Here is a 20,797-nt window from a genome sequence, read left to right as displayed (position 1 = left end):
TCAGGTGGCGGCGGCGGGCACCGCCCGCCGTGCCATCATGAGCGACAGCAAGGCGGCGAGAAGCCCGGTCGCGCCCGCGATGACGAAGGCTTCCAGGTAATTCCCCTGCACGGTCCGCATGTAGCCGGCGAAAAAGGCGGCGGCGGCGGCGCCGACCTGATGGCCGGCGACGATCCAGCCGAAGATCACCGGCGCGTCGCGCTCGCCGAAATGATCGGTGGTCAGGCGCAGCGTCGGCGGCACGGTGGCGATCCAGTCCAGCCCGAAGAAGATCGAGAAGATCGCCAGGCTGAACAGATCGAAATCCGAATGGATCAGGAAGATCAGCGACAGCCCCCGAATGCCGTAATAGACGAAGAGCAGTTTCCGGGGGTCGAAGCGATCGGTCAGCCAGCCGGACAGCGTGGTGCCGGCAAGGTCGAACAGCCCCATGGCCGCCAGCAGGCCGGCCGCCTGCACTTCGGGAATGCCGCGATCGCCGCAGAGCGCGATCAGATGGGTGCCGACCAGCCCGTTGGTGGTGAAGCCGCAGATGAAGAACGTGGCGAAGAGATACCAGAACGCCTTCGCCCGCATGGCACGGCCGAGGGTGGCGAAAGTGGCGCCCACCATGCGGCCGACGTTGGCCGGCGGGGCGGGCGCGACGGCGCCCGCCGCCGCCTCGGTCGCGCCATAGGGCAATTGTCCGATGGCGGCCGGATCCTCCGGCACCAGCCACCAGACGAGGGGGATCAGCGCGGCGGCGGCGGCGGCGCAGGCGAGCACGACCGCCTGCCAGCCGAAAGCGTCCGCCAGCGCCGCCAGGGCGGGCAGGAACAGCAGGGTGCCGGTGGCGGCGCTGGCGGTCAGCAGCCCCATCATCAGGCCCCGGTTGGTGGCGAACCAGCGGTTCACCACCGTCGCCCCGAGGACGAGGGCGACGCTACCCGACGCCAGGCCCGACATCACGCCCCAGGTGGCGAGCAATTGCCAGGCGCTGTCCATGAACGAGGACGCGGCGGCGGAAAACGCCATCAGGGCAAGGGCGCCGAGCATGACCCGACGCACGCCGAGACCGACCATCAGGGTCGCGGCGAAGGGCCCGACCAGCCCGTAGAGGAAGATTCCGACGGCGGCGGAGAGCGAGATCGTGTCCCGGCTCCAGCCGAAACCGGCCTCGAGCGGGAGGATCAGGACACCCGGCGCTGAGCGTTGCCCGGCCGAGACCAGCAGGGCGAGGAAGACCACGCCCGCGACGACGAACGCATATTTCTGGCCAAGAGACCCGGGACGGATTATCTTCATGTGACTGACCGGTACGTTTCAGGCTCGCCCTTCATACGTACCGATCGGTAACATCGTCAACCTGCAGTTTTCGCATGACCGTATCCCAGACTCCCATGGACCGCCCCAAGCGCGCCGTGGACCGTATCCGCGAGGCCGCGCGCGAACTCTTCTACCGCCGGGGCATACGCGACGTCGGGGTGGAGGAGATCGTGACCACGGCGGGTGTCACCAAGCCCAGCCTCTATCGCGCCTTCGCCTCCAAGGACGAATTGGCCGCCGCCTATATCCGCGACTATGACGCCGAATTCTGGGCGCGTTTCGAGCGTGTCACCGCGCCCTTCGCCGACGACGGCCGCGCCGCGATCCTGGCCTGGCTGCAATCGGTCGAGGACCGGACCCGGACGACGCTCTATCGGGGCTGCGGCATGACCAATGCGGCGGTCGAATATCCGGACCGCGGCCATCCGGCGCGCCGGGCCGCCGTCGCCAACAAGAGGGAATACCGCCGCCGCCTGCGCGCTCTGGCCGCCCGGGCCGGCGCCCCCGACCCCGCCATGCTGGGCGACGCCCTGCTCCTGCTGATCGAAGGATCCTATGCCAGTGCGCAATTGTTCGACGGCGACGGCCCGGCGATCCATCTGGTCGCGGCCGGCCAAGCCTTGATCGACAGGGCCCTGACCGACGCCGCCCTCACGCCTGTTCCATCGTCAGGGCCTGTTCCGCCTTCAGATAATCGATGAAGGCCCGCAAGGGCGCGGGCATCAGGTGCCGGCTGGGGCAATAGAGGAAGGGACCGGGAAATTCCTCCCACCAGTCCCGCATGATCGGCACCAGGCGCCCCGCCGCGATCGACGGCGCCAATTGTTCCTCGAAGCCCGAGATCACGCCCTGCCCCGCCTCGGCCGCGGCCAGCAGCACTTCGATCGCATTGCCGATCAGTGGCCCGGCCGGATCGACCCGCACCGATTCCCCCGCCTTCTCGAATTCCCAGGCCGGGCTCACGCCATTGAGGAAGCGGTGACGCAGGCAGCGGTGGTCCAACAGGTCGCGCGGATGCCGGGGCGTGCCATGCGCCGCGAGATAGGAAGGCGCGGCGGCGATCGCATAGCGCTGCACCCGGGGGCCGATGGGCACGGCGATCATGTCCTGTTCCAGGCGTTCGCCATAGCGCACACCGGCGTCATAGCCGGCCGCCAGCACGTCGATGAAACTGTCCTCCGCCATCACCTCGACCGTGACGCCGGGATGGCGCGCCAGAAAACCGGCGACGATCGGCGGCAGCATGGTCCGCGCCACGATGCCCGGCACATTGAGGCGCAGCGTGCCGGTCGGGCTGTCGCGAAAGCCGTTCACCACGTCGAGGGCGGCGCGCACTTCACCCAGGGCCGGCTGCAGGCGCTCCAGAAGGCGCTGTCCCGCCTCCGTCGGGGTGACGCTGCGGGTCGTGCGGTTGAGCAGGCGCACGCCCAGGCTTTCCTCCAGCCGGCGCACGGCTTCCGACAGGCCCGAGGCGGAAAGGCCGCGCAAACGCGCCGCACGGCGGAAACTGCGCTCTTGCGCCACCAGCATCAGGATTTCCAGGTCGGACAGATCGGGCGGCCGCATTGTTCGATATTTCGCACGAGGTGTTCAGATAATGCCCGATTATCGAACGCCGAGGAAGGGCGCATGGTCTGGCCATCAAACGCGAAGGAGCGAGCGATGGAACAGCGGAAACTAGGCACCACGGGCCCCATGGTCTCGGCCCTGGGCCTCGGCTGCATGGGCATGTCCGACGACTTCTACGGCCCCGCCGACCGGGCGGAGGCGATCGCCACCATTCATGCCGCGCTGGATGCCGGCATCGACCTGCTGGATACCGGCGATTTCTACGCCTCCGGCGACAATGAGATGCTGATCGGCGAGGCCCTGGCGGCGGTGCCGCGCGAGCGTTATCGCCTGTCGGTGAAATTCGGCGCGCTGCGCGATCCGGGCGGCGCCTTCATCGGCTATGACGGCAGGCCGGCGGCGGTGCGCAACTTCCTGGCCATGAGCCTGAAGCGCCTGCGGACCGACCATATCGACGTCTACCGCCTGTCGCGCCTGGACCCCGACGTGCCGATCGAGGATACGGTCGGCGCCATCGCCGACATGGCGAAGGCGGGCTGGGTGCGCCACATCGGCCTTTCCGAAATGGGCGCGGAGACGATCCGCCGGGCCGCCGCCGTCCACCCGATCACCGACCTGCAGATCGAATATTCCCTGATCTCGCGCGGTATCGAGGACAGGATCCTGCCGGTCTGCCGCGAACACGGCATCGCCGTCACCGCCTATGGCGTGCTGTCGCGCGGCCTGATCTCCGGCCATTGGCAGGCGGGCGAGCAGCGAAGCGGCGACTTCCGCGCCTTCTCCCCGCGCTTTTCGGCGGAGAACCTGGACCACAATCTGGCCCTGGTCGATGCGATCCGCGCCCTGGCCGAGACGAAGGGGGTGTCCGTCGCCCAAATCGCCATCGCCTGGGTGCTGGCCCAGGGCCCGGACATCGTGCCCCTGATCGGCGCGCGCCGCCGCGACCGCCTGGCCGAGAGCCTCGGCGCGCTCGAGGTCTCGCTGACGGCCGAGGATCTCGCCGCCCTCGAACAGGCGGTGCCGAAGGGCGCCGCCCGGGGCGAGCGCTATCCCGCTCCCTTGATGCGGCATCTCGACAGCGAGCGGTGAAAACCGGCGCCGGGGCTGACATGCGGCCCCGGCGTCCCCATACTATTGGAAGTGAGACCCTGAACGTGGAGCATGATCATGACCAAGGACAGGGGCAAAGATCTTGCCGTCGAGAAGCCCCTCATCGATCCCATCGACGAAGCGAGCGACGAGTCCTTCCCCGCCAGCGATGCCCCCGCCTTCACGCCTGCCCATGCCGGCGGCCCCTCGGCGGTGGCGGACGAGACCGGGAAGCCGCCGAAGAAGCCCGACTGAGGCGACGGGCGGCCCGTCTATCCGGCCGCCCCCGCCGGCTCGACCTCGATCGTGACATGGGAGAGTGCGCTTAGCGCCGAAAGCCGGGCCTTGTAGTCCGACGGCTCCCGCGGCGCGCTCGAAACCAGCGCGACGATGGCCGCATGGTGGCCCGGCCCGATCTGCCAGACATGGAGATCGGTGATCCGGTCCGCCTCGGTCTCGATCGCCTTGCGGATATCGCCGGCCAGATCCTCGCCCTCGGGCACGCGGTCGAGGAGGACCGCCCCGGACTCCCGGATCAGGCCCCAGGACCAGCGCGCAATCACCAGCGCCCCCACCACGCCCATCAGCGGATCCGCCCAGAGCCAGCCATAGGCCCGCCCCAGGAGGAGCGCCACGATGGCGAGGATCGAGGTCAGCGCATCCGCCAGGACATGCAGATAGGCGGCGCGCAGGTTGTTGTCGCGGCCATGGTGATGGTGATCGTCGCCGTGATCATGATCATGGTGGTGATGGCCGTGGTGGTGACCATGATCGTCGCGGAGCAGCCAGGCGCAGGCCAGATTGACGGCAAGGCCGATGACGGCGACGGCGATCGCCTGCTCGAAGCCGATCGCCACCGGCTGCGCCAGCCGCATCACGCTTTCCCACCCGATCAGCAGCGCGACCAGCGCCAAGATCACCGCGCTGGCGAAAGCGCCGAGATCGCCGAGCTTGCCGGTGCCGAAGCTGAAACGGCGATCGTTCGCGTGCCAGCGGGCATAGAGATAGGTCAGCGCCGCGATCAGCATGGCGGCGGCATGGGTCGACATGTGCCAGCCGTCGGCGACCAGCGCCATCGAGCCATAGACCGTGCCCGCCGCGATCTCGACCACCATGGTCGTCGCCGTCAGGGCGATGACCAGCCGGACCCGGCGCTCGTTGCGGCGATGGTCGGTGCCGAGGAAATTATGCCCGTGGGTATGGGACGAGATGTCTTGCGCCGCCATGTGCCGTCGCTCCTGGCTATTTCATGTAGGTGCGGATGATGTCGATCAGCGCCGCGCCGCCCTGCCGGCGCTCGGCCTCGGTTTCGGCCTCGACGACATGCTCCAGCAGATGGCCTTCCATCACTTCCGCCGTCAGGCCGCCCATGGCGCCCCGAACCGAGGCGAGCTGGCGCAGGATCTCGCCGCAGGGCTTCTCCGCCTCCAGCGCGCGCTCGATCCCTTCGAGCTGCCCCTTCAGGCGTCGAACCCGCGCGACCAGCCTGTCCTTGTCACGGATGGTATGTGCCATGGCGCCGCCCTTATAGTATAGGGGGTTATATTATGAGACATCTCCCTGCGTCACAATGCCGGATTTCGCCGCCCGTCGCGCCGCCGCTTGCTATGCTCGCGGCGCCGGACACGCGTCCGGCCAAGGTGCCGGCGTTTCGACCGGCGGATGAGGGAGCGAAATCATGGGTCGCGTTGCGGGAAAAATCGCGTTGGTCACCGGTGCCGCCAAGGGCATCGGGCGGGAAGCGGCACTCGTCCTCGCACGGGAAGGCGCCGCGGTCGCGGTGACCGACCTCGACGAGGAAGCCGGCCGCAAGGTCGTGGCGGAGATCACCGCCGCCGGGGGCAAGGCCCTGTTCCGGCGTCAGGACGTCGCCGACGAGGCGGCATGGGAAGCCACGATCGCCGCCCTGGTCGCGGCCTTCGGCGGGCTCGACATCCTGGTGAACAACGCCGGCGTCGCGCTGGCCGGCAGCGTCGAGGACACCAGCCTGGAGGATTGGCGCTGGCTGATGTCGATCAATCTGGATGGCGTCTTCCTCGGCACCAAGCACGCCATCAAGGCGATGAAGGCGCGGGGCGGCGGCTCCATCGTCAACCTGTCGTCGATCGAGGGCATCATCGGCGACGCCAATCTGGCCGCCTATAACGCCAGCAAGGGCGGTGTCCGCATCTTCACCAAATCGGCCGCGCTGCATTGCGCCCAGGCGGGTTACGGCATCCGCGTCAATTCGGTCCATCCGGGTTACATCTGGACGCCCATGGTCGAGGGCTATCTGGACGGCACCGAGGATCCGGCCGCCGGCAAGGAAGGCCTGATCGCGCTGCACCCCATCGGCCATCTCGGCGTCGCCGCCGACATCGCCAACGGCATCCTCTATCTCGCCTCCGACGAGTCCGCCTTCATGACCGGCAGCGAACTGGTGATCGACGGCGGCTATACCGCGCGCTGAACCGGCCCCGGCCCTTCCGCATGTCGAAAAACGGGCGCCCTCTCGGGCGCCAGGACAATCGGGAAACGGGCGCCCTCTCGGGCGCCCGAAACGGTATCATATTACCAAAATGCCCCTGAGGACGCATAGCGGTTGGGCTTCGCCGCCATAATCGTGCTATAGGATGTGCGACGCCCTCCCATTCACCCTGCCGCAAACGGGTTGAACGGTGCTTCCAGGTGTCCTGTCAGTTGCCCGTCGGCAGCCGTGACGCAGCGACACCACCTTTCAGCGCGGCCTGTGTGAACTCCCTCGGTCCCCTCTCGTGAGCGTGCGGGCCTCGTGACCTTGCGTCCGGGCGCTCGTGGCCTTGGGGACCTCATTCTTCTCACTACCCCGAAGGAGGAAACGATGAGACTGAAGACCATCATCATGGCGGCCGTCGCCGCTTTCGCGTTCCCTGCGCTGGCGCAGGCGGCCGATTGCGGCAAGGTGTCGATCACCGAGATGAACTGGGCCTCGGGTTCCGTCGTAACCAATGTCGCGAAGTTTCTGATGGAACAAGGCTATGGTTGCGAAGTGACGGTGGTACCGTCCGACACGGTGCCCGCGGTGACATCCGTCGCCGAAAACGGCCAGCCCGACATCGTCACCGAACTGTGGCTGAATTCCGCCGGCGAGGCCTATACCAAGCTCGAGGACCAGGGCAAGGTGAAGCGCCTCGGCAAGGTGCTGGAGCCCGGCGGCGTCGAAGGCTGGTGGATCCCCGCCTATCTGGCCGAGGCCCATCCCGAGCTGAAGACCATCGACGGCGTGCTGGCCCATCCCGAACTGGTCGGCGGCACGTTCAACAACTGCCCCGACGGCTGGGGCTGCCGCATCGTCAACGACAATCTGATCAAGGCGCTGGACCTCGAAGGTCACGGCGTGAAGGTGTTCAACCACGGCTCGGGCGAGACGCTGGCCACCTCCATGGCGTCGGCCTATGAGAAGAAGGAGCCCTGGTTCGGCTACTACTGGGCGCCGACCGCGCTGCTTGGCAAATACGACATGGTTTCGGTCGACCTCGGCGAATACAAGGCCGACGTCCACACCGCCAACCAGAGCCCCGACAACCCGAATCCGGGCGTCTCGTCCTTCCCGGCAGCCCCCGTGCTGACCTCGGTGACCACCGATTTCGCCGAGCGCAAGCCGGAGATCGCCGAGCTGATGAGCAAGATGACCTTCTCGGTCGACCACATGAACGGCGTGGTCGCCTGGATGGACGAGAACAATGCCTCGGGCGAGGAAGCCGCCGTCTACTACCTGACGACCTACAAGGACGTCTGGAAGGACTGGCTGAGCGACGCCGCGCGCGAAAAGCTCACCGCCGTCCTGAACTGACGGATCGCCCTGAACTGACCGCGTCGAGACCGGTGGGGTGGCAGCGATGCCGCCCCGCCGTTTTCGCTGCCCTCATCAGGAGACCCCTGTATGGCAACCTATGACTTTCTGTTCGATGGCCTCGGCCTTCGCGACTGGTGCGACGCCGGCCATTCGTCGGCGCCCATGTCCATGGCCGACCTCATCGCCCGCTCCAAGGGAACCGAGGCACCCGCCGCTTCGGTCTGGGACCTCCCCTTTCCCTCGATGGATGCCTTCAACGACGCCTGCTCGAACTTTCCCCAGGCGCGCGAACTGACCAAGGGCCTCGAAGAAGGCTTCCTGGCGATCAAGGACCAGTTGAGCCTGGTGCTCGACCCGATCACCGAGCCGCTGAACTGGTTCCTCAACGGGGCGCTGTGGCTGTTCCAGTCGACGCCGTGGTGGGTCGTGATCCCGATCCTGCTCATCGTCGTCCAGCTCGTCTCGCGTACCACGAAGCTTACGGTGTTCGTGGCGGCCTGCATCGTCTTCCTGGCCTTCATCGGCTATTACGACTATGCGATGCAGACCCTCGCGATCATCTTCGTCTGCGCGTTTCTCTGTGTGCTGATCGGCGTTCCCATCGGCATCGCCATGTCGCGCAGCGACACGGTCCAGCGCTTCACCATTCCGATCCTGGACATGCTGCAGACCCTGCCGCCCTTCGTCTATCTGATCCCGCTGATCTTCCTGTTCTCGGTGACCGAGCCGAAGCTCTACGGCGTCGCCATCATCCCCTATGCCATCGTGCCGGTGATCCGCCTGACCAACCTCGGCATCCGCCTCGTCAACGAGGAAGTGATCGAGGCGGCGAATGCCTTCGGCATGACCTCCTGGCAGAAGCTGACCGGGGTGCAGATCCCGCTGGCGCTGCCGACCATCATGGCCGGCGTCAACCAGACCATCATGATGAGCCTCTCCATGGTCGTCATCGCGTCGCTGGTCTCGGCACCGGGTCTCGGCGTCCTGGTGCTGCGCGGCATCCGCAACCTGGAACTCGGCGTCGGCCTGGTCTCGGGCTTCGGCATCGTGCTGCTCGCCGTCATCCTGGACCGGGTGACGAAGGCGGCGCTGGCGCGCGTCAACGCCTCGCAGAAGCAGTGAGGGGCGCGGCATGAGCAACGACAGCGACATCAAGATTTCGATCCGTCACCTCTACAAGATCTTCGGCGCCGATCCGAAGAGCGTGCTGCCCCAGGTCCTCGACGGCATGGGCAAGGCGGAACTGTGGGACAGCCACAAGCACGTGCTCGGCCTGAAGGACATCAACGTCGACATGCGGGCGGGCAAGATCACCGTCATCATGGGCCTGTCCGGCTCGGGCAAATCGACCCTGATCCGCCACCTCAACCGTCTCATCGAACCGACGGCGGGGGAGGTCGTGGTCGACGGCGAGGACGTGCTCGCCTACGACGAGCGCAAGCTGCGCGGCCTGCGGCGCCGGAAGATGTCCATGGTGTTCCAGAAGTTCGCCCTGCTGCCCCACCGCACCGTGCTCGACAATGCCGGCACGGCGCTGGAGGTCCAGGGCGTCGGGCGGAAGGCGCGGGAAGACGAAGCCCGCAAGTGGCTTGCCCGGGTCGGCCTCGAAGGCCAGGAGGAGCAATATCCCCACCAGCTTTCGGGCGGCATGCAGCAGCGCGTCGGCATCGCCCGGGCGCTGACCTCCAATGCCGACGTCATGCTGATGGACGAAGCCTTCTCCGCCCTCGATCCGCTGATCCGGACCGACATGCAGAACCTGCTCCTCGAACTTCAGGACGAGTTGCAGAAGACCATCGTCTTCATCACCCATGACCTCGACGAGGCGCTGAAGCTGGCGGACCATCTGGTGATCCTGAAGGACGGCCAGGTCGTCCAGCAAGGCGAGCCCCAGCGCATCCTGCTGGAACCGGCCGATCCCTATATCGTCGACTTCATTTCCGACATCAATCGCGCCCGCGTGCTGCGCGTGCGCTCGGTCATGGAGCCAACGGTGGCGGTGCATGCCGATCTGGCGGGCGATGTCGACTACAACGACAACCTCGAATCCGTCATCGCGCTGTCGGGCGGCGACACCAATCTGTCCTATCGCGTCACCAAGCGCGGCAAGCAGGTCGGCATCCTCTCGGTCCAGGACCTGGTCCGCGCCCTGGTGCCGACCGGCCCCAGCGAGGGCGACAGCACGAATTGAATTGGTCGGGCGCCGTCACATGGCGCCCGGCTCTTTCACGCTTCTTGAAGATTGAGGCGACGCTCGATCCGATCCATGCGGTTTTCGAGCCGATCGATCCGCCGGTTGACGCCGGCCAGCCCCTCCTCGACGGCGGTCGCCCGCGCCTTCAGGTCACCGATATCGTCGATGAGCCTGTCCAGCTTTTCATCCAGCCGGCGCAGGTAGCGCGGGGTCAGGTTTTCGGGATCGTCCGCCATGCCGGTCTCCTCACGAAAAGCCTACGGCCAATCGCGGATTTCGCCGAGCAGCGCCGCGCGAACTCGTGATCGCGCGGCGCCCCTTGCCGTCGCCTCAGGCGGCGACCGGCAGTTCGTCGATCATGGCGACGATGTCGGCCATGATGTCGGTGAGCTGATAGTCCTTCGGCGTATAGACGCGGGCGACGCCCGACGCCTTCAGCTTGGCCTCGTCCTCCGGCGGGATGATGCCGCCGACGATGACCGGCACGTCGGCGATGCCCGCCTCGCGCATCTTCTCCATGACGTCGGTGACCAGCGCGACATGGCTGCCCGAGAGGATGGAGAGGCCGACGACGTGAACGCCTTCCTCGAGGGCGGCGTTGACGATCTGCGCGGGCGTCAGGCGGATGCCCTCGTAGACCACTTCCATGCCGGCGTCGCGGGCACGGACGGCGATCTGTTCGGCGCCGTTGGAATGGCCGTCGAGGCCGGGCTTGCCGACCAGGAACTTCAGCCGGCGACCGAGCTTGGCCGAGACCGCGTCGACCTTCTGGCGCACCGCTGCCATGTCGCCGGCGGGCGACGAGGCGGCACGGGCGACACCCGTGGGCGCGCGATATTCGCCGAAGACCTCGCGCAGCACCTGGCCCCATTCGCCGGTGGTGACACCCGCATGGGCGGCGGCGATGGAGGGTTCCATGATGTTGCGGCCTTCGACCGCGGCGCTGCGCAGGCCCTCGATCGCGGCCGCCACCTTCTTGTCGTCGCGCGCGGCACGCCACGCCTTCAGGCGTTCCACCTGTTCGGTCTCGGCGGCGTCGTCGACCACCAGGATCGAACCCTCGTCGCCGGTGGCGAGCGGGCTCGGCGCCGATTCCGTGAACTTGTTCACGCCGACCACGGTCATCTCGCCCGATTCGATGGAGGCGAGACGCGCCGCATTACTCTCGACCAGGCGCTGCTTCATGTAGGAGGATTCGACCGCCGCGATGGCGCCGCCCATGGCCTCGATACGGGCCAGTTCCTCCATCGCCGCCGCCTTCAGTTCTGCGACCTTGCGGCCCACTTCCGTGGAGCCGTTGAAGATGTCGCCGAATTCGAGGAGATCGGTCTCGAACGCCAGGATCTGCTGGCAGCGCAGCGACCATTGCTGGTCCCAGGGCCGCGGCAAGCCCAGCGCCTCGTTCCAGGCCGGAAGCTGGACCGAACGGGCGCGGGCGTCCTTGGAGAGCGTCACCGCCAGCATTTCGAGGAGGATGCGGTAGACGTTGTTTTCGGGCTGCTGCTCGGTCAGGCCCAGGCTGTTCACCTGCACGCCGTAGCGGAAGCGCCGGAAGCGTTCTTCCTGAACGCCATAGCGGTTCAGGGTGATCTCGTCCCAGAGCTCGGTGAAGGCGCGCATCTTGCAGATTTCGGTCAGGAAGCGGATGCCCGCGTTGACGAAGAAGGAGATGCGGCCCACCACCTTGGGCAAGTCGGCGGCCGGCACCTGGCCCGCCTTCTTCACCTCGTCCAGCACCGCCTGGGCGGTCGCCAGCGCATAGGCCAGTTCCTGGACCGGCGTCGCGCCCGCTTCCTGCAGATGGTAGGAGCAGACGTTCATCGGGTTCCACTTCGGCACTTCCTTATAGGTGAAGGAAATGACGTCGGCGATCAGGCGCATCGAGGGCTGGGGCGGGAAGATATAGGTCCCGCGCGACAGATATTCCTTGATGATGTCGTTCTGCGTGGTGCCCTGGAGATCGGCGCGCGCCGCTCCCTGGTCCTCCGCCGTGGCGATATAGAGCGAGAGCAGCCAGGCCGCCGTCGCATTGATCGTCATCGACGTGTTCATGCGCCCCAGCGGGATGCCGTCGAACAGGGTGCGCATGTCGCCCATATGGGAGATCGGCACGCCGACCTTGCCCACCTCGCCCCGCGACAGCACATGATCGGCGTCATAGCCGGTCTGGGTCGGCAGGTCGAAGGCTACTGACAAGCCTGTTTGTCCGCGCGCCAGATTCGTGCGATAGAGAGCATTCGAGGCTGCGGCCGACGAATGGCCGGAATAGGTCCGGATCAACCAGGGCTTGTCCCTGGGGGGCGTTGCCCCGTCCGGCGCCATGCTCTCACGCTTGCTGTCACTCATTGCATATTCCCCACGTATCGCAACTTTCTGGCTCTAAACGGGCCTTTAAACGTGCTGGCATTACTCTTTTGCAGCATATCCGATGCCATATTATTCAAATAGCATGTTGTGCGACGCAAAATAAACTTGCAACTCGACGCCACTGCATCCAAAACTCCGCCCCTATCCGGTGCACCACGATGCAATATGATCTGGGTGGAACCGGCAAACGGGGCGATCAACGACCCGACGGACGAACGACGGAGCGCGAGGGACTGAGATGACCGTGACCACGACGGGCCTGCCGATCAAGGATCTTTATGAAATTGGCGAGATTCCGCCGCTTGGCCATGTGCCGAAGGAAATGTACGCCTGGGTGATCCGCCGCGAGCGCCACGGCCCGCCCGAGGAAGGCATGCAGCTCGAGAAGATGCCCGTGCCCGAGATCGGCGAGGACGAGGTCCTGCTGCTCGTGATGGCCGCCGGCGTCAACTACAATGGTGTCTGGGCCAGCCTGGGCATCCCGGTTTCCACCTTCGACGTCCACAAGAAGGATTATCACATCACCGGGTCCGACGCGTCGGGCGTGGTGTGGAAGGTCGGCGCCAAGGTGAAGCGCTGGAAGGTCGGCGACGAAGTCGTGGTCCATTGCAATCAGGACGACGGTGACGACGAAGAGTGCAACGGCGGCGACCCGATGTTCTCGCCGTCCCAGCGCATCTACGGCTATGAGACCGCCGACGGTTCCTTCGCCCAGTTCACGGTCGTGCAGGCGCGCCAACTCATGAAGCGCCCGCAGCACCTGACCTGGGAAGAGAGCGCCTGCTACACCCTGACGCTGGCGACCGCCTATCGCATGCTGTTCGGCCATCGCCCGCACATCCTGCGGCCGGGTCACAACGTCCTGGTCTGGGGTGCCTCGGGCGGCCTCGGCTCCATGGCGATCCAGCTCATCTCGATCTCGGGCGCCAACCCGATCGGCATCATCTCGGACGAGACGAAGCGCGACTTCGTCATGTCGCTGGGTGCCAAGGGCGTGATCAACCGCAACGACTTCAAGTGCTGGGGCCAGCTGCCCAAGGTCAATTCGCCGGAATTCGACGCCTTCATGAAGGAAGCGCGCAAGTTCGGCAAGGCGATCTGGGACATCACCGGCAAGGGCAACGACGTCGACTTCGTGTTCGAGCACCCGGGCGAGGCGACCTTCCCGGTCTCCACCTTCGTCGTGAAGCGCGGCGGCATGGTGGTGTTCTGCGCCGGCACCTCGGGCTTCAACATCACCTTCGACGCCCGCTTCGTCTGGATGCGCCAGAAGCGTATCCAGGGCAGCCACTTCGCCAACCTGATGCAGGCGTCCCAGGCGAACCAGCTCGTGATCGAGCGCCGCCTCGATCCCTGCATGTCGGAAGTCTTCTCCTTCGAGGATATTCCGCGCGCGCATACCAAGATGTGGAAGAACCAGCACAAGCCCGGCAACATGGCGGTGATGGTCTCGGCCAAATATCCGGGCCTGCGCACGATGGAAGACACCATCGAAGCCGGTTACGCCGGCCGCTGAAGAACAAGACAGAGCAACACGTAGAGAAGTACCCGAGGAGCGCGCCATGAGCCTTGCCGCCACATCCACCGAAGCCGCTACCGACATCGTCCTGGCCGATCTCTTCGGCAAGGCGGCGGAAGCGGTAGACGCGGCGGACAAGCTCCTCGGTCAGGCGAAGGCGGCCGTCTTCGCCAAGGTCGCCATCGACGGCAAGGTCTCGGGCGCCAAGCTCGAGACCGAGCAGTTCGCCGCCCACGGCCTCGCCTGGCTCGCGACCTATGTCGAGAGCCTGCGCCAGCTCCTGCACTGGGCCGAGAACCTGAAGGCCGAGGGCAAGCTGGGCCGTCTCGAAACCCTGATGCTGCAGGCGGGCTTCGGCGAATATCTGGCCCAGATCGAGGGCGGCATCCCGATGAGCCAGGGCGAGGTCGTCCGCCCTGCCGACTACGGCCTGACCGAGGAACAGGTCGAGGCCTATATGGCGGTGCCCGGCGTCTCCGCCCTGCTCCATGCCGGCAATACCGCCGCCGTCCGCGCGGCGATCGCCGATGGCATCGCCGACGGCCTTTCGTCCGGCTTCGGCGACATGGGCCTGGACGAGACCATGGCCATGGTCAGCGACAGCTTCCGCCGCTTCGCCGAGGACAAGGTCATCCCGTTTGCCCACGAATGGCACCTGAAGGATGAATTCATTCCGCTGGAGATCATTTCGGAACTGGCGGAACTGGGCGTCTTCGGCCTGACCCTGCCGGAGGAATACGGCGGCCACGGCATGGGCAAGACCGCCATGTGCGTGGTGACCGAGGAATTGTCGCGCGGCTATATCGGCGTCGGCTCCCTCGGCACCCGCGCCGAGATCTTCTGCGAACTGGTCATGGCCGGCGGCACCGAGGATCAGAAGCAGAAGTGGCTGCCCCTGATCGCCGGCGGCGAACTGCTGCCGACCGCCGTCTTCACCGAACCCAACACGGGCTCCGACCTCGGCTCGCTGCGCACCCGGGCGGTGCTGGACGGCGACGTCTACAAGGTGACCGGCAACAAGACCTGGATCACCCATGCGGCCCGCGCCGACGTGATGACCCTGCTGGCCCGCACCAATCCGGCCGAGCCGGGCTACAAGGGCCTCTCGATGTTCCTCGCCGAAAAGCAGCGCGGCGACGATGACAAGCCCTTCCCCACCCCCGGCATGACCGGCGGCGAGATCAAGGTGCTCGGCTATCGCGGCATGAAGGAATATGAGATCGGCTTCGACGGCTTCGAGGTGAAGGCGGAGAACCTGCTGGGCCAGAAGGAAGGCCAGGGCTTCAAGCAGCTCATGACCACCTTCGAATCGGCCCGTATCCAGACCGCCGCGCGCGCCGTCGGCGTCGCCCAATGCGCCCTGGAACTCGGGCTGCGCTATGCCCAGGAACGCGTCCAGTTCGGCAAGCCGATCTATGCCTTCCCGCGCGTCTACGGCAAGCTGGCCTGGGCCGCGGTCGAGGTCATGATCGCGCGCCAGATCACCTTCTTCGCCGCGCGCGAGAAGGATGCGGAACGGCGCTGCGACCTCGAGGCCGGCATGGCCAAGCTGCTGGGGGCGCGCGTCGCCTGGGCGACCGCCGACAACGCCATGCAGATCCACGGCGGCAACGGCTATGCCGAGGAATATCCGATCTCCCGCGTGCTGTGCGACGCCCGCATCCTCAACGTCTTCGAGGGCGCGGCCGAGATCCAGGCCAACGTCATCGCCCGCCGCCTGCTGGAAGGCGGCAACTGATCATGGATGCGGTGGATGTGGCGGCGCGCTTCGGCGCGCAGGCCCTGCCCGCCTGTTCCGCCCATCTGGGCTTTTCCCTGGTCCGTTTCGATGCCGCCGCGCGCGAACTGGAGGCGACCTTCGAGGGCAAGCCGGAATTCTGCAATCCCCGTGGTGTCGTCCAGGGCGGCTTTCAGGCCGCCATGCTGGACGACGTCATGGCGGTCGCGCTGATTCTCTCGACCGAGGGGCGCTTCGTGCCCCCGACCCTGGAACTGAAACTCTCCTATTTCGAGCCGGTCATGCCCGGCACCGTCCGCGCCAAGGGCCGCGTGCTGCGCCTCGGCCGCTCCATCACCTTCCTCGAAGGCGATCTGCTGGGCCCGGACGACAGCCTTCTCGTCCGCGCCTCGGCGACGGCGAAGCTGCTACGGATCGGCTGATCCCCTCGCCCTATTTACGTCGCCCCGGCGTAGGCCGGGGCCTTTCAACAAAAAAGGCGCCCCTCGCTCGAAGGGCGCCTTCTCTTTCACGTGGTCCCGGCCTTCTGCCTGGACGACGCGTTATTTCATCGGATCAGGCGGCGAGCGCCATGCCCGACTTGATCAGCATCCAGACGACAATGGCGGCACCGCCCATCCAGACCAGGGTGCGCAGCGCACCGATATTGGCGAGATAGATCGCGGTATAGACCAGACGGACGGCGATATAGATCATCGCCCATTGGTCCAGCCACGCCTTGTCGATGCCGGCGACGAAGCACAGGATGACCGCGCCGACGAAGGGCGCGACCGCCTCGTTGTGGTTGTTGTGGGCCCAATAGGCGCGCTGGCGCCAGCCGGTCTGCTTCTCCAGCCAGATGCGCGGCGAATTATTGTCGTAGTCCTTACCCGCCGAAACCTTGCCGACGATGTTGGTCAGCGCCGGCATGAGGATTGCGATCAGGATACAGATCACTGCGATGGACATAGGGTCTCCCCCCTAGTTGTTATGCGCAACAGCGGAGAGATAGCAGCACTCGGCGCAGCCGGAAAGCGAACCTTCACGCTCGCCCCCGGGGATTCGACGGCGATACGGCGAAACCCTTGCCGCCCCGACGTCAGGCGAAATATGCCGCCAGCCACAGCCTCCACGCGGGTGCCGGCATTTCACGCGCCGGCGGCCAGCAGCGCGGCGAGGCCTTCGCGATAGGTCGGATAGGCGAGGGTGACGCCCAATTCCGCGCGCATGCGCCGATTCGAAACCCGTTTCGATTCGCCCCAGAAACTGCGGGCCATGGGGCTCAGGTCCGCCGCCTCGAAATCGACACGCGGCGGCCGGGGCAGGCCGGCCAGATCGGCGGCATGCTCGATCACCGCCCAGGGCGGCGCGGGCTCGTCATCGCAGATATTATAGGCGCGCCCCGGGTTCGGTGCCGCGATCGAGGCCGCCAGCGCCGCCGCGATGTCGTCGACATGAATGCGGCTGAACACCTGGCCTTCCTTCACGATGGCCCTTGCCGTGCCGGCGCGGAGCTGGGCGATGGCATTCCGGCCGGGACCATAGATCCCCGGCAGGCGAAAAACATGGAGCGGCAGGCCGGTCGCGGCCCAGCCAGCTTCCGCCGCGACCCGCCGCTGGCCCCGGTCCGAGACCGGGGCCAGCGGCGATTCCTCGTCCACCCAATCGCCGCCCCGATCGCCGTAGACCCCGGTGGTCGAGAGATAACCGGCCCATTCGATGCCGCGAAGGCGCGCCAGATCCGCGCCATGGAGATCGAGCACCGGATCCCCCGCCGCATCCGGCGGCACCGTCGAAAGGATGTGGCTGGCCCCCGCGAGCGCGGCGCCGAAATCCGCCAGCGGGCGGTCGCGGTCCATCAGATGAACCTCCAGCCCCCGGGCGCGCAGGCGATCGGCCTTTTCCGGGCTTCTGACCGTGCCGGCCACGGAAAAGCCACGGGCCCGCACTATCTCCGCCAGCGCGAGCGCCGTGTAACCGAGACCGAAACAGAACAGGCGGGGCATGCGCGGCCTTGCATCGCGATAGAGGACGAAGGACTTTAGGCACCATGCCGCCGATCAGACAAGTCGCCCCCCTTCTCGCCTTTTCGCTGGCGCTGCTCGCCACCGGCGGGGCGCGGGCCATCACCTATGGCGAATGCACGGCCCTGGTCGAACAGTCGCCGGGCGAAGGCTATAAGGCCGCGATCAATTGGGCCGCCCGCACCGACGATCCCGGCGCCCAGCATTGCGCCGTCCTCGCCGAAGTGGCGCTGCAACGCTATGCGGCGGGGGCCGAGCGCCTGAGCCGGCTGATCGACCAGACCGCCAATCCCTACGAGGCGGCCGCCCTGCTCGGCCAGCTCGGCAATATCCGCATGCTGGACGGCAAGCCGGATCTCGCCGTCGCCGCCTTCACCCGCGCCCTGAACAATACGCCGAACGATCCGGAGACCCTGGCGGACCGGGCGCGGGCCTATGCCGCCCTCGGCCATTGGCCGCGCGCCGTGCGCGACCTCGACGCGGCGGTGCAGATCGACGACGGCGACCCCGAACTCTATCTCCTCTTTGCGACGGCGCTGCGCGAGGCGGGCAAGCCGGACGAGGCGCTGGGGGCCGTCGAACGCGCGCTGCGCCTTGCCCCGGACGAGCCGGCGATCCTCCTCGAGCGGGGCCGCATCCGCCTGATCCGGGGCGACCGCAAGGGCGCGGGCCAGGATTGGCAGGCGGTCAAGGCGAATGCCCCCGCCGGCCCGATCCGCGACGCCGCCGACGCCAGCCTCAAGGCCCTGGAGAAGACGAAGGGCCAGTAAGCGCCGCCCATTCGGCGCGTACCGACGGATCGGGCTCGTCCCGTCCCGCCGCCTCGATCCCCGCCCGCGCCCCCGCCAGCCGGCCCAGGGCCCAGACCGCCATGCCCCGGACCAGCGGGCTGTCGTCATCCAGCCGGGCGCGGACGACGGGCAGGAAGCCCGGATCCCCCGTATTGCCGATGGCGATCATGACGTTGCGCAGGAAACGGTCGCGCCCGATGCGCTTCGCCGGCGTCGTCGCGAAGAATTGCCGGAAGCCGGCATCGTCCAGCATCGCCATTTCGGCCAGTCGGGGCGCCGCCAGGTCGGCCCGCTCCGACAGTTTGGCGTCATGCGAGGCTTCGGCCCATTTGTTCCAGGGGCAGACCGCCAGGCAATCGTCGCAGCCATAGATGCGATTGCCGATGGCGGCGCGGAATTCGGCCGGGATCACGCCCGCGTATTCGATGGTCAGATAGGCGATGCAGCGCCGCGCGTCGAGTTGATAGGGCGCGGGGAAGGCATCGGTCGGGCAGACGTCGAGACAGCGCCGGCAGGTGCCGCAATGATCCGCTTCCGGCACGTCGGGCGAAAGGTCCGCCGTGGTGAAGAGCGCGCCGAGGAAGAGCCAGGAGCCATGCTCGCGGCTGACCAGATTGCTGTGCTTGCCCTGCCAGCCGATGCCCGCGGCCTGGGCCAGGGGCTTTTCCATGACGGGCGCCGTATCGACGAAGACCTTCACTTCGGCCGGGAGTTTCCGGGCCGCCCATTGCGCCAGCATCTTGAGCCGGCCCTTCATGACGTCGTGATAGTCGCGCATGCGGGCATAGGCGGCGATCACGCCCCGGTCGCGCCGGGCCAGCAGATCGTCGTTGACGCTTTCGGGCCCGTAGTTCGAGGCGACCATGACGATCGAGCGGACCTCGGGCCAGAGCCGGCGGGGATCGGCGCGGCGCCCGGCGGTTTCCGCCATCCACTCCATGTCGCCGTGGCGGCCTTCCGCCAGCCAATGGCGGAACAGCCCGTCGCGGCCGAGATGGGCGATCGCATCGGGGGCGGCGAAGCCCACCTGGTCGAAGCCGAGCCGCCGAGCTTCCGCGCCGAGGGCGATGCGGGGATCGGCGGCGCCCGCCATGGTCAGAAGTCGAGGTCGGCGTAATGGGGCGGCGCCCGCATGCCGGCGACACTGTCGGCCAGCAGGGGCCGGAAACTGGGCCGCGACTTCACCCGGGCGTACCAATCCTTGGCGCGCGGGAAATCCTCCCACGGCACGTCGCCCAGATAGTCGATGCACGACAGATGGGCGGCGGCGGCGATGTCGGCGAGACCGAATTCGCTGCCCGCCAGCCAGCGCCGGCGCTCCGACAATTCGGCGATATAATCGAGATGCGGGCCGATGAACTGCTTGCCGATCCGCAGCGCCGCCGAATCCGGATTGCCCAGGCCGAAGAAGCGCTTGGTCACCTTCTCGAACACCAGGTTGAGGCCGACCTCGGCGTGGAACTTGCCGTCGAACCAGGCGACGATGCGCCGGGTCTCCGCGCGTTCCGCGGCGTTCCGGCCGAGCATCGGGCGTTCGGGATAGACTTCGTCGAGATATTCGACGATGGCGCTCGAATCGGCGACCACCTGCCCGCCCTCGTCCTCGAGCACGGGAACCTGTCCCGCGGGATTGAGCGCCAGGAACTCGGGACGTCGCTCCCAGACCCTCTCCTGGCTCAGTTCGAAGTCGAGCCCCTTTTCCTTGAGGGCGAGCCGGACCTTGCGGCTGAATGGCGACAGGGGCATGTGGTGAAGGATGCGCATGGCCGCGACTTTAGGGGCCGTCCGGGCGGCGGGCAAGATCGTCCGTCATCCGGGCGCGAGGAGATCGCGCAGCCGCAGCAGGCAGGCCGAAAAGGCGGAGAGATCGGTCATCGCCGCACCCGCCGGGGCTGCATGGGTGACGACCGGCACCCGGCCCTCGATGAGTGCGGCATCGATCATCAGATTGTCGCCGAAGCCGAATTCCTCGACCAGCAGACCGTCGCGATCGACGGGCCGGCCCTCGGCATCCTTGCCGAGGGGGGCGCCGTTCCAGGCCGCCACCCGATCGCGATAGCCGTCGATCACATTGCGATAGCCAAGGACGGGCTTGCCCCGGCCGAGGGCGAAGCCGACCTCGAACACGGTGCCGGCATCGGCACCGGGCCCGCGAAACGGGCTGAGGTTGGCGATCACCGCATCCGCCTCGCGAATCAGCGCGATATTGGCGCGGAAGATGGCCACGCCCGCCTCCTGCGGCGAAAGCCCGTCCCCGGGCGCCGCGCCATCCAGGGGATAGAGCCCCTCGAAACCGAAAGCGGCACAAAGCGCCTGTTTCGCCCGCCCGAGCGCCACCGCCTCGGCATGAAAGACCTCGGGCCCGGCGAGATAGATCTTGAGTGAGGGCATGAGCGACTCGCGTAAAC

22 protein-coding genes are annotated in these 20,797 nt (G+C 67.0%); 11 read left to right on the top strand and 11 right to left on the bottom strand.

All coding sequences use genetic code 11. From position 1 onward, the window contains the following. Positions 1-1,284, bottom strand: coding sequence for an MFS transporter (locus L2U69_RS10200; RefSeq protein ID WP_236106702.1), 1,284 nt, complete (start codon positions 1,282-1,284; stop codon positions 1-3). A 74-nt stretch (positions 1,285-1,358) separates the two neighbouring features. Here L2U69_RS10200 and L2U69_RS10195 point away from each other — a divergent pair, with 74 nt between their 5' ends. Further along, on the top strand, positions 1,359-2,006 hold the full coding sequence (locus tag L2U69_RS10195) for a TetR/AcrR family transcriptional regulator (RefSeq protein ID WP_236106701.1): 648 nt from the start codon (positions 1,359-1,361) through the stop codon (positions 2,004-2,006). Here L2U69_RS10195 and L2U69_RS10190 read toward each other — a convergent pair. Continuing rightward, positions 1,957-2,871, bottom strand: a complete 915-nt coding sequence (locus tag L2U69_RS10190; protein ID WP_236106700.1) for a LysR family transcriptional regulator — start codon at positions 2,869-2,871, stop codon at positions 1,957-1,959. The two genes, L2U69_RS10195 and L2U69_RS10190, sit on opposite strands and share 50 nt — an antisense overlap. Before the next feature lie 96 nt (positions 2,872-2,967). On the opposite strand from L2U69_RS10190, the gene L2U69_RS10185 reads away from it, so the two are divergent. Together L2U69_RS10185 and L2U69_RS10180 are read left to right on the top strand one after the other, a co-directional pair. Next, complete coding sequence (locus L2U69_RS10185; protein WP_236106699.1) at positions 2,968-3,963, top strand: aldo/keto reductase; 996 nt, start codon at positions 2,968-2,970, stop codon at positions 3,961-3,963. A 78-nt stretch (positions 3,964-4,041) separates the two neighbouring features. Then, positions 4,042-4,218, top strand: coding sequence for a hypothetical protein (locus L2U69_RS10180; RefSeq protein ID WP_236106698.1), 177 nt, complete (start codon positions 4,042-4,044; stop codon positions 4,216-4,218). 17 nt (positions 4,219-4,235) lie between these two features. On the opposite strand, the gene dmeF is transcribed toward L2U69_RS10180, so the two are convergent. Together dmeF and L2U69_RS10170 are read right to left on the bottom strand one after the other, a co-directional pair. Next, complete coding sequence (gene dmeF / locus L2U69_RS10175) at positions 4,236-5,189, bottom strand: CDF family Co(II)/Ni(II) efflux transporter DmeF (RefSeq protein WP_236106697.1); 954 nt, start codon at positions 5,187-5,189, stop codon at positions 4,236-4,238. Positions 5,190-5,205: 16 nt separating this feature from the next. Then, the gene (locus L2U69_RS10170; RefSeq protein ID WP_236106696.1) at positions 5,206-5,478 is read right to left on the bottom strand and encodes a metal/formaldehyde-sensitive transcriptional repressor; all 273 of its coding nucleotides are present in this window, start codon (positions 5,476-5,478) and stop codon (positions 5,206-5,208) included. A gap of 163 nt (positions 5,479-5,641) precedes the next feature. Here L2U69_RS10170 and L2U69_RS10165 point away from each other — a divergent pair, with 163 nt between their 5' ends. From L2U69_RS10165 to L2U69_RS10150, 4 genes are all read left to right on the top strand, one after another. Beyond that, positions 5,642-6,412 carry a glucose 1-dehydrogenase gene (locus tag L2U69_RS10165; RefSeq protein ID WP_236106695.1) on the top strand — a complete coding sequence of 257 codons (771 nt, stop codon included), beginning with the start codon at positions 5,642-5,644 and terminating at the stop codon, positions 6,410-6,412. A 390-nt stretch (positions 6,413-6,802) separates the two neighbouring features. Continuing rightward, positions 6,803-7,774, top strand: coding sequence for an ABC transporter substrate-binding protein (locus L2U69_RS10160; RefSeq protein ID WP_236106694.1), 972 nt, complete (start codon positions 6,803-6,805; stop codon positions 7,772-7,774). A gap of 90 nt (positions 7,775-7,864) precedes the next feature. Beyond that, positions 7,865-8,899 (top strand): ABC transporter permease, encoded by a 1,035-nt coding sequence (locus L2U69_RS10155; protein WP_236106693.1) that lies wholly within the window; start codon positions 7,865-7,867, stop codon positions 8,897-8,899. Between the two features lie 10 nt (positions 8,900-8,909). Beyond that, positions 8,910-9,968, top strand: a complete 1,059-nt coding sequence (locus L2U69_RS10150; RefSeq protein WP_236106692.1) for a betaine/proline/choline family ABC transporter ATP-binding protein — start codon at positions 8,910-8,912, stop codon at positions 9,966-9,968. Between the two features lie 35 nt (positions 9,969-10,003). On the opposite strand, the gene L2U69_RS10145 is transcribed toward L2U69_RS10150, so the two are convergent. Then, positions 10,004-10,207, bottom strand: coding sequence for a hypothetical protein (locus tag L2U69_RS10145; protein WP_236106691.1), 204 nt, complete (start codon positions 10,205-10,207; stop codon positions 10,004-10,006). A 94-nt stretch (positions 10,208-10,301) separates the two neighbouring features. Beyond that, complete coding sequence (locus tag L2U69_RS10140; protein WP_236106690.1) at positions 10,302-12,317, bottom strand: methylmalonyl-CoA mutase family protein; 2,016 nt, start codon at positions 12,315-12,317, stop codon at positions 10,302-10,304. A 259-nt stretch (positions 12,318-12,576) separates the two neighbouring features. Between L2U69_RS10140 and ccrA the strand changes: the two genes are divergently transcribed. From ccrA to L2U69_RS10125, 3 genes are read left to right on the top strand one after another with little or no spacing between them, the layout of a single operon-like run. Then, a complete protein-coding gene (ccrA, locus tag L2U69_RS10135; protein WP_236106689.1) occupies positions 12,577-13,854 on the top strand; it encodes a crotonyl-CoA carboxylase/reductase in 1,278 nt (425 codons plus the stop codon). A 46-nt stretch (positions 13,855-13,900) separates the two neighbouring features. Beyond that, on the top strand, positions 13,901-15,595 hold the full coding sequence (locus tag L2U69_RS10130) for an acyl-CoA dehydrogenase family protein (protein WP_236106688.1): 1,695 nt from the start codon (positions 13,901-13,903) through the stop codon (positions 15,593-15,595). 2 nt (positions 15,596-15,597) lie between these two features. Then, a complete protein-coding gene (locus tag L2U69_RS10125) occupies positions 15,598-16,017 on the top strand; it encodes a PaaI family thioesterase (protein ID WP_236106687.1) in 420 nt (139 codons plus the stop codon). A 133-nt stretch (positions 16,018-16,150) separates the two neighbouring features. Here L2U69_RS10125 and L2U69_RS10120 read toward each other — a convergent pair whose 3' ends face one another. Together L2U69_RS10120 and L2U69_RS10115 are read right to left on the bottom strand one after the other, a co-directional pair. Then, positions 16,151-16,543, bottom strand: coding sequence for an MAPEG family protein (locus L2U69_RS10120; protein WP_236106686.1), 393 nt, complete (start codon positions 16,541-16,543; stop codon positions 16,151-16,153). A 179-nt stretch (positions 16,544-16,722) separates the two neighbouring features. Beyond that, positions 16,723-17,580, bottom strand: a complete 858-nt coding sequence (locus tag L2U69_RS10115; protein WP_236106685.1) for an SDR family oxidoreductase — start codon at positions 17,578-17,580, stop codon at positions 16,723-16,725. A gap of 44 nt (positions 17,581-17,624) precedes the next feature. On the opposite strand from L2U69_RS10115, the gene L2U69_RS10110 reads away from it, so the two are divergent. Further along, on the top strand, positions 17,625-18,368 hold the full coding sequence (locus L2U69_RS10110) for a tetratricopeptide repeat protein (protein ID WP_236106684.1): 744 nt from the start codon (positions 17,625-17,627) through the stop codon (positions 18,366-18,368). On the opposite strand, the gene queG is transcribed toward L2U69_RS10110, so the two are convergent. Genes queG through L2U69_RS10095 form a run of 3 tightly spaced genes read right to left on the bottom strand, consistent with a single transcriptional unit; the run spans position 18,337 to position 20,780 of the window. Then, the gene (gene queG / locus L2U69_RS10105; protein WP_236106683.1) at positions 18,337-19,482 is read right to left on the bottom strand and encodes a tRNA epoxyqueuosine(34) reductase QueG; all 1,146 of its coding nucleotides are present in this window, start codon (positions 19,480-19,482) and stop codon (positions 18,337-18,339) included. The genes L2U69_RS10110 and queG overlap by 32 nt on opposite strands. 2 nt (positions 19,483-19,484) lie before the next feature. After that, positions 19,485-20,153, bottom strand: a complete 669-nt coding sequence (fzlA, locus tag L2U69_RS10100; RefSeq protein ID WP_236106682.1) for an FtsZ-binding protein FzlA — start codon at positions 20,151-20,153, stop codon at positions 19,485-19,487. A 45-nt stretch (positions 20,154-20,198) separates the two neighbouring features. Further along, positions 20,199-20,780 (bottom strand): nucleoside 2-deoxyribosyltransferase, encoded by a 582-nt coding sequence (locus tag L2U69_RS10095; RefSeq protein ID WP_236106681.1) that lies wholly within the window; start codon positions 20,778-20,780, stop codon positions 20,199-20,201. Between the last annotated feature and the right edge of the window lie 17 nt (positions 20,781-20,797).

It is taken from the genome of Zavarzinia marina (genome assembly GCF_021568905.1).
Classification (GTDB): Bacteria; Pseudomonadota; Alphaproteobacteria; order Zavarziniales; family Zavarziniaceae; genus Zavarzinia; species Zavarzinia marina.
The sequence above is the reverse complement of the archived record's forward strand: the minus strand, read 5'-3'. Positions and strand labels throughout refer to the sequence as shown.

Coding starts and splice junctions, on each gene's coding strand:
- L2U69_RS10200 (WP_236106702.1), bottom strand. CDS start 1,284: ATGAAGATAATCCGTCCCGGGTCTCTTGGCCAGAAATATGCGTTCGTC.
- L2U69_RS10195 (WP_236106701.1), top strand. CDS start 1,359: ATGACCGTATCCCAGACTCCCATGGACCGCCCCAAGCGCGCCGTGGAC.
- L2U69_RS10190 (WP_236106700.1), bottom strand. CDS start 2,871: ATGCGGCCGCCCGATCTGTCCGACCTGGAAATCCTGATGCTGGTGGCG.
- L2U69_RS10185 (WP_236106699.1), top strand. CDS start 2,968: ATGGAACAGCGGAAACTAGGCACCACGGGCCCCATGGTCTCGGCCCTG.
- L2U69_RS10180 (WP_236106698.1), top strand. CDS start 4,042: ATGACCAAGGACAGGGGCAAAGATCTTGCCGTCGAGAAGCCCCTCATC.
- dmeF (WP_236106697.1), bottom strand. CDS start 5,189: ATGGCGGCGCAAGACATCTCGTCCCATACCCACGGGCATAATTTCCTC.
- L2U69_RS10170 (WP_236106696.1), bottom strand. CDS start 5,478: ATGGCACATACCATCCGTGACAAGGACAGGCTGGTCGCGCGGGTTCGA.
- L2U69_RS10165 (WP_236106695.1), top strand. CDS start 5,642: ATGGGTCGCGTTGCGGGAAAAATCGCGTTGGTCACCGGTGCCGCCAAG.
- L2U69_RS10160 (WP_236106694.1), top strand. CDS start 6,803: ATGAGACTGAAGACCATCATCATGGCGGCCGTCGCCGCTTTCGCGTTC.
- L2U69_RS10155 (WP_236106693.1), top strand. CDS start 7,865: ATGGCAACCTATGACTTTCTGTTCGATGGCCTCGGCCTTCGCGACTGG.
- L2U69_RS10150 (WP_236106692.1), top strand. CDS start 8,910: ATGAGCAACGACAGCGACATCAAGATTTCGATCCGTCACCTCTACAAG.
- L2U69_RS10145 (WP_236106691.1), bottom strand. CDS start 10,207: ATGGCGGACGATCCCGAAAACCTGACCCCGCGCTACCTGCGCCGGCTG.
- L2U69_RS10140 (WP_236106690.1), bottom strand. CDS start 12,317: ATGAGTGACAGCAAGCGTGAGAGCATGGCGCCGGACGGGGCAACGCCC.
- ccrA (WP_236106689.1), top strand. CDS start 12,577: ATGACCGTGACCACGACGGGCCTGCCGATCAAGGATCTTTATGAAATT.
- L2U69_RS10130 (WP_236106688.1), top strand. CDS start 13,901: ATGAGCCTTGCCGCCACATCCACCGAAGCCGCTACCGACATCGTCCTG.
- L2U69_RS10125 (WP_236106687.1), top strand. CDS start 15,598: ATGGATGCGGTGGATGTGGCGGCGCGCTTCGGCGCGCAGGCCCTGCCC.
- L2U69_RS10120 (WP_236106686.1), bottom strand. CDS start 16,543: ATGTCCATCGCAGTGATCTGTATCCTGATCGCAATCCTCATGCCGGCG.
- L2U69_RS10115 (WP_236106685.1), bottom strand. CDS start 17,580: ATGCCCCGCCTGTTCTGTTTCGGTCTCGGTTACACGGCGCTCGCGCTG.
- L2U69_RS10110 (WP_236106684.1), top strand. CDS start 17,625: ATGCCGCCGATCAGACAAGTCGCCCCCCTTCTCGCCTTTTCGCTGGCG.
- queG (WP_236106683.1), bottom strand. CDS start 19,482: ATGGCGGGCGCCGCCGATCCCCGCATCGCCCTCGGCGCGGAAGCTCGG.
- fzlA (WP_236106682.1), bottom strand. CDS start 20,153: ATGCGCATCCTTCACCACATGCCCCTGTCGCCATTCAGCCGCAAGGTC.
- L2U69_RS10095 (WP_236106681.1), bottom strand. CDS start 20,780: ATGCCCTCACTCAAGATCTATCTCGCCGGGCCCGAGGTCTTTCATGCC.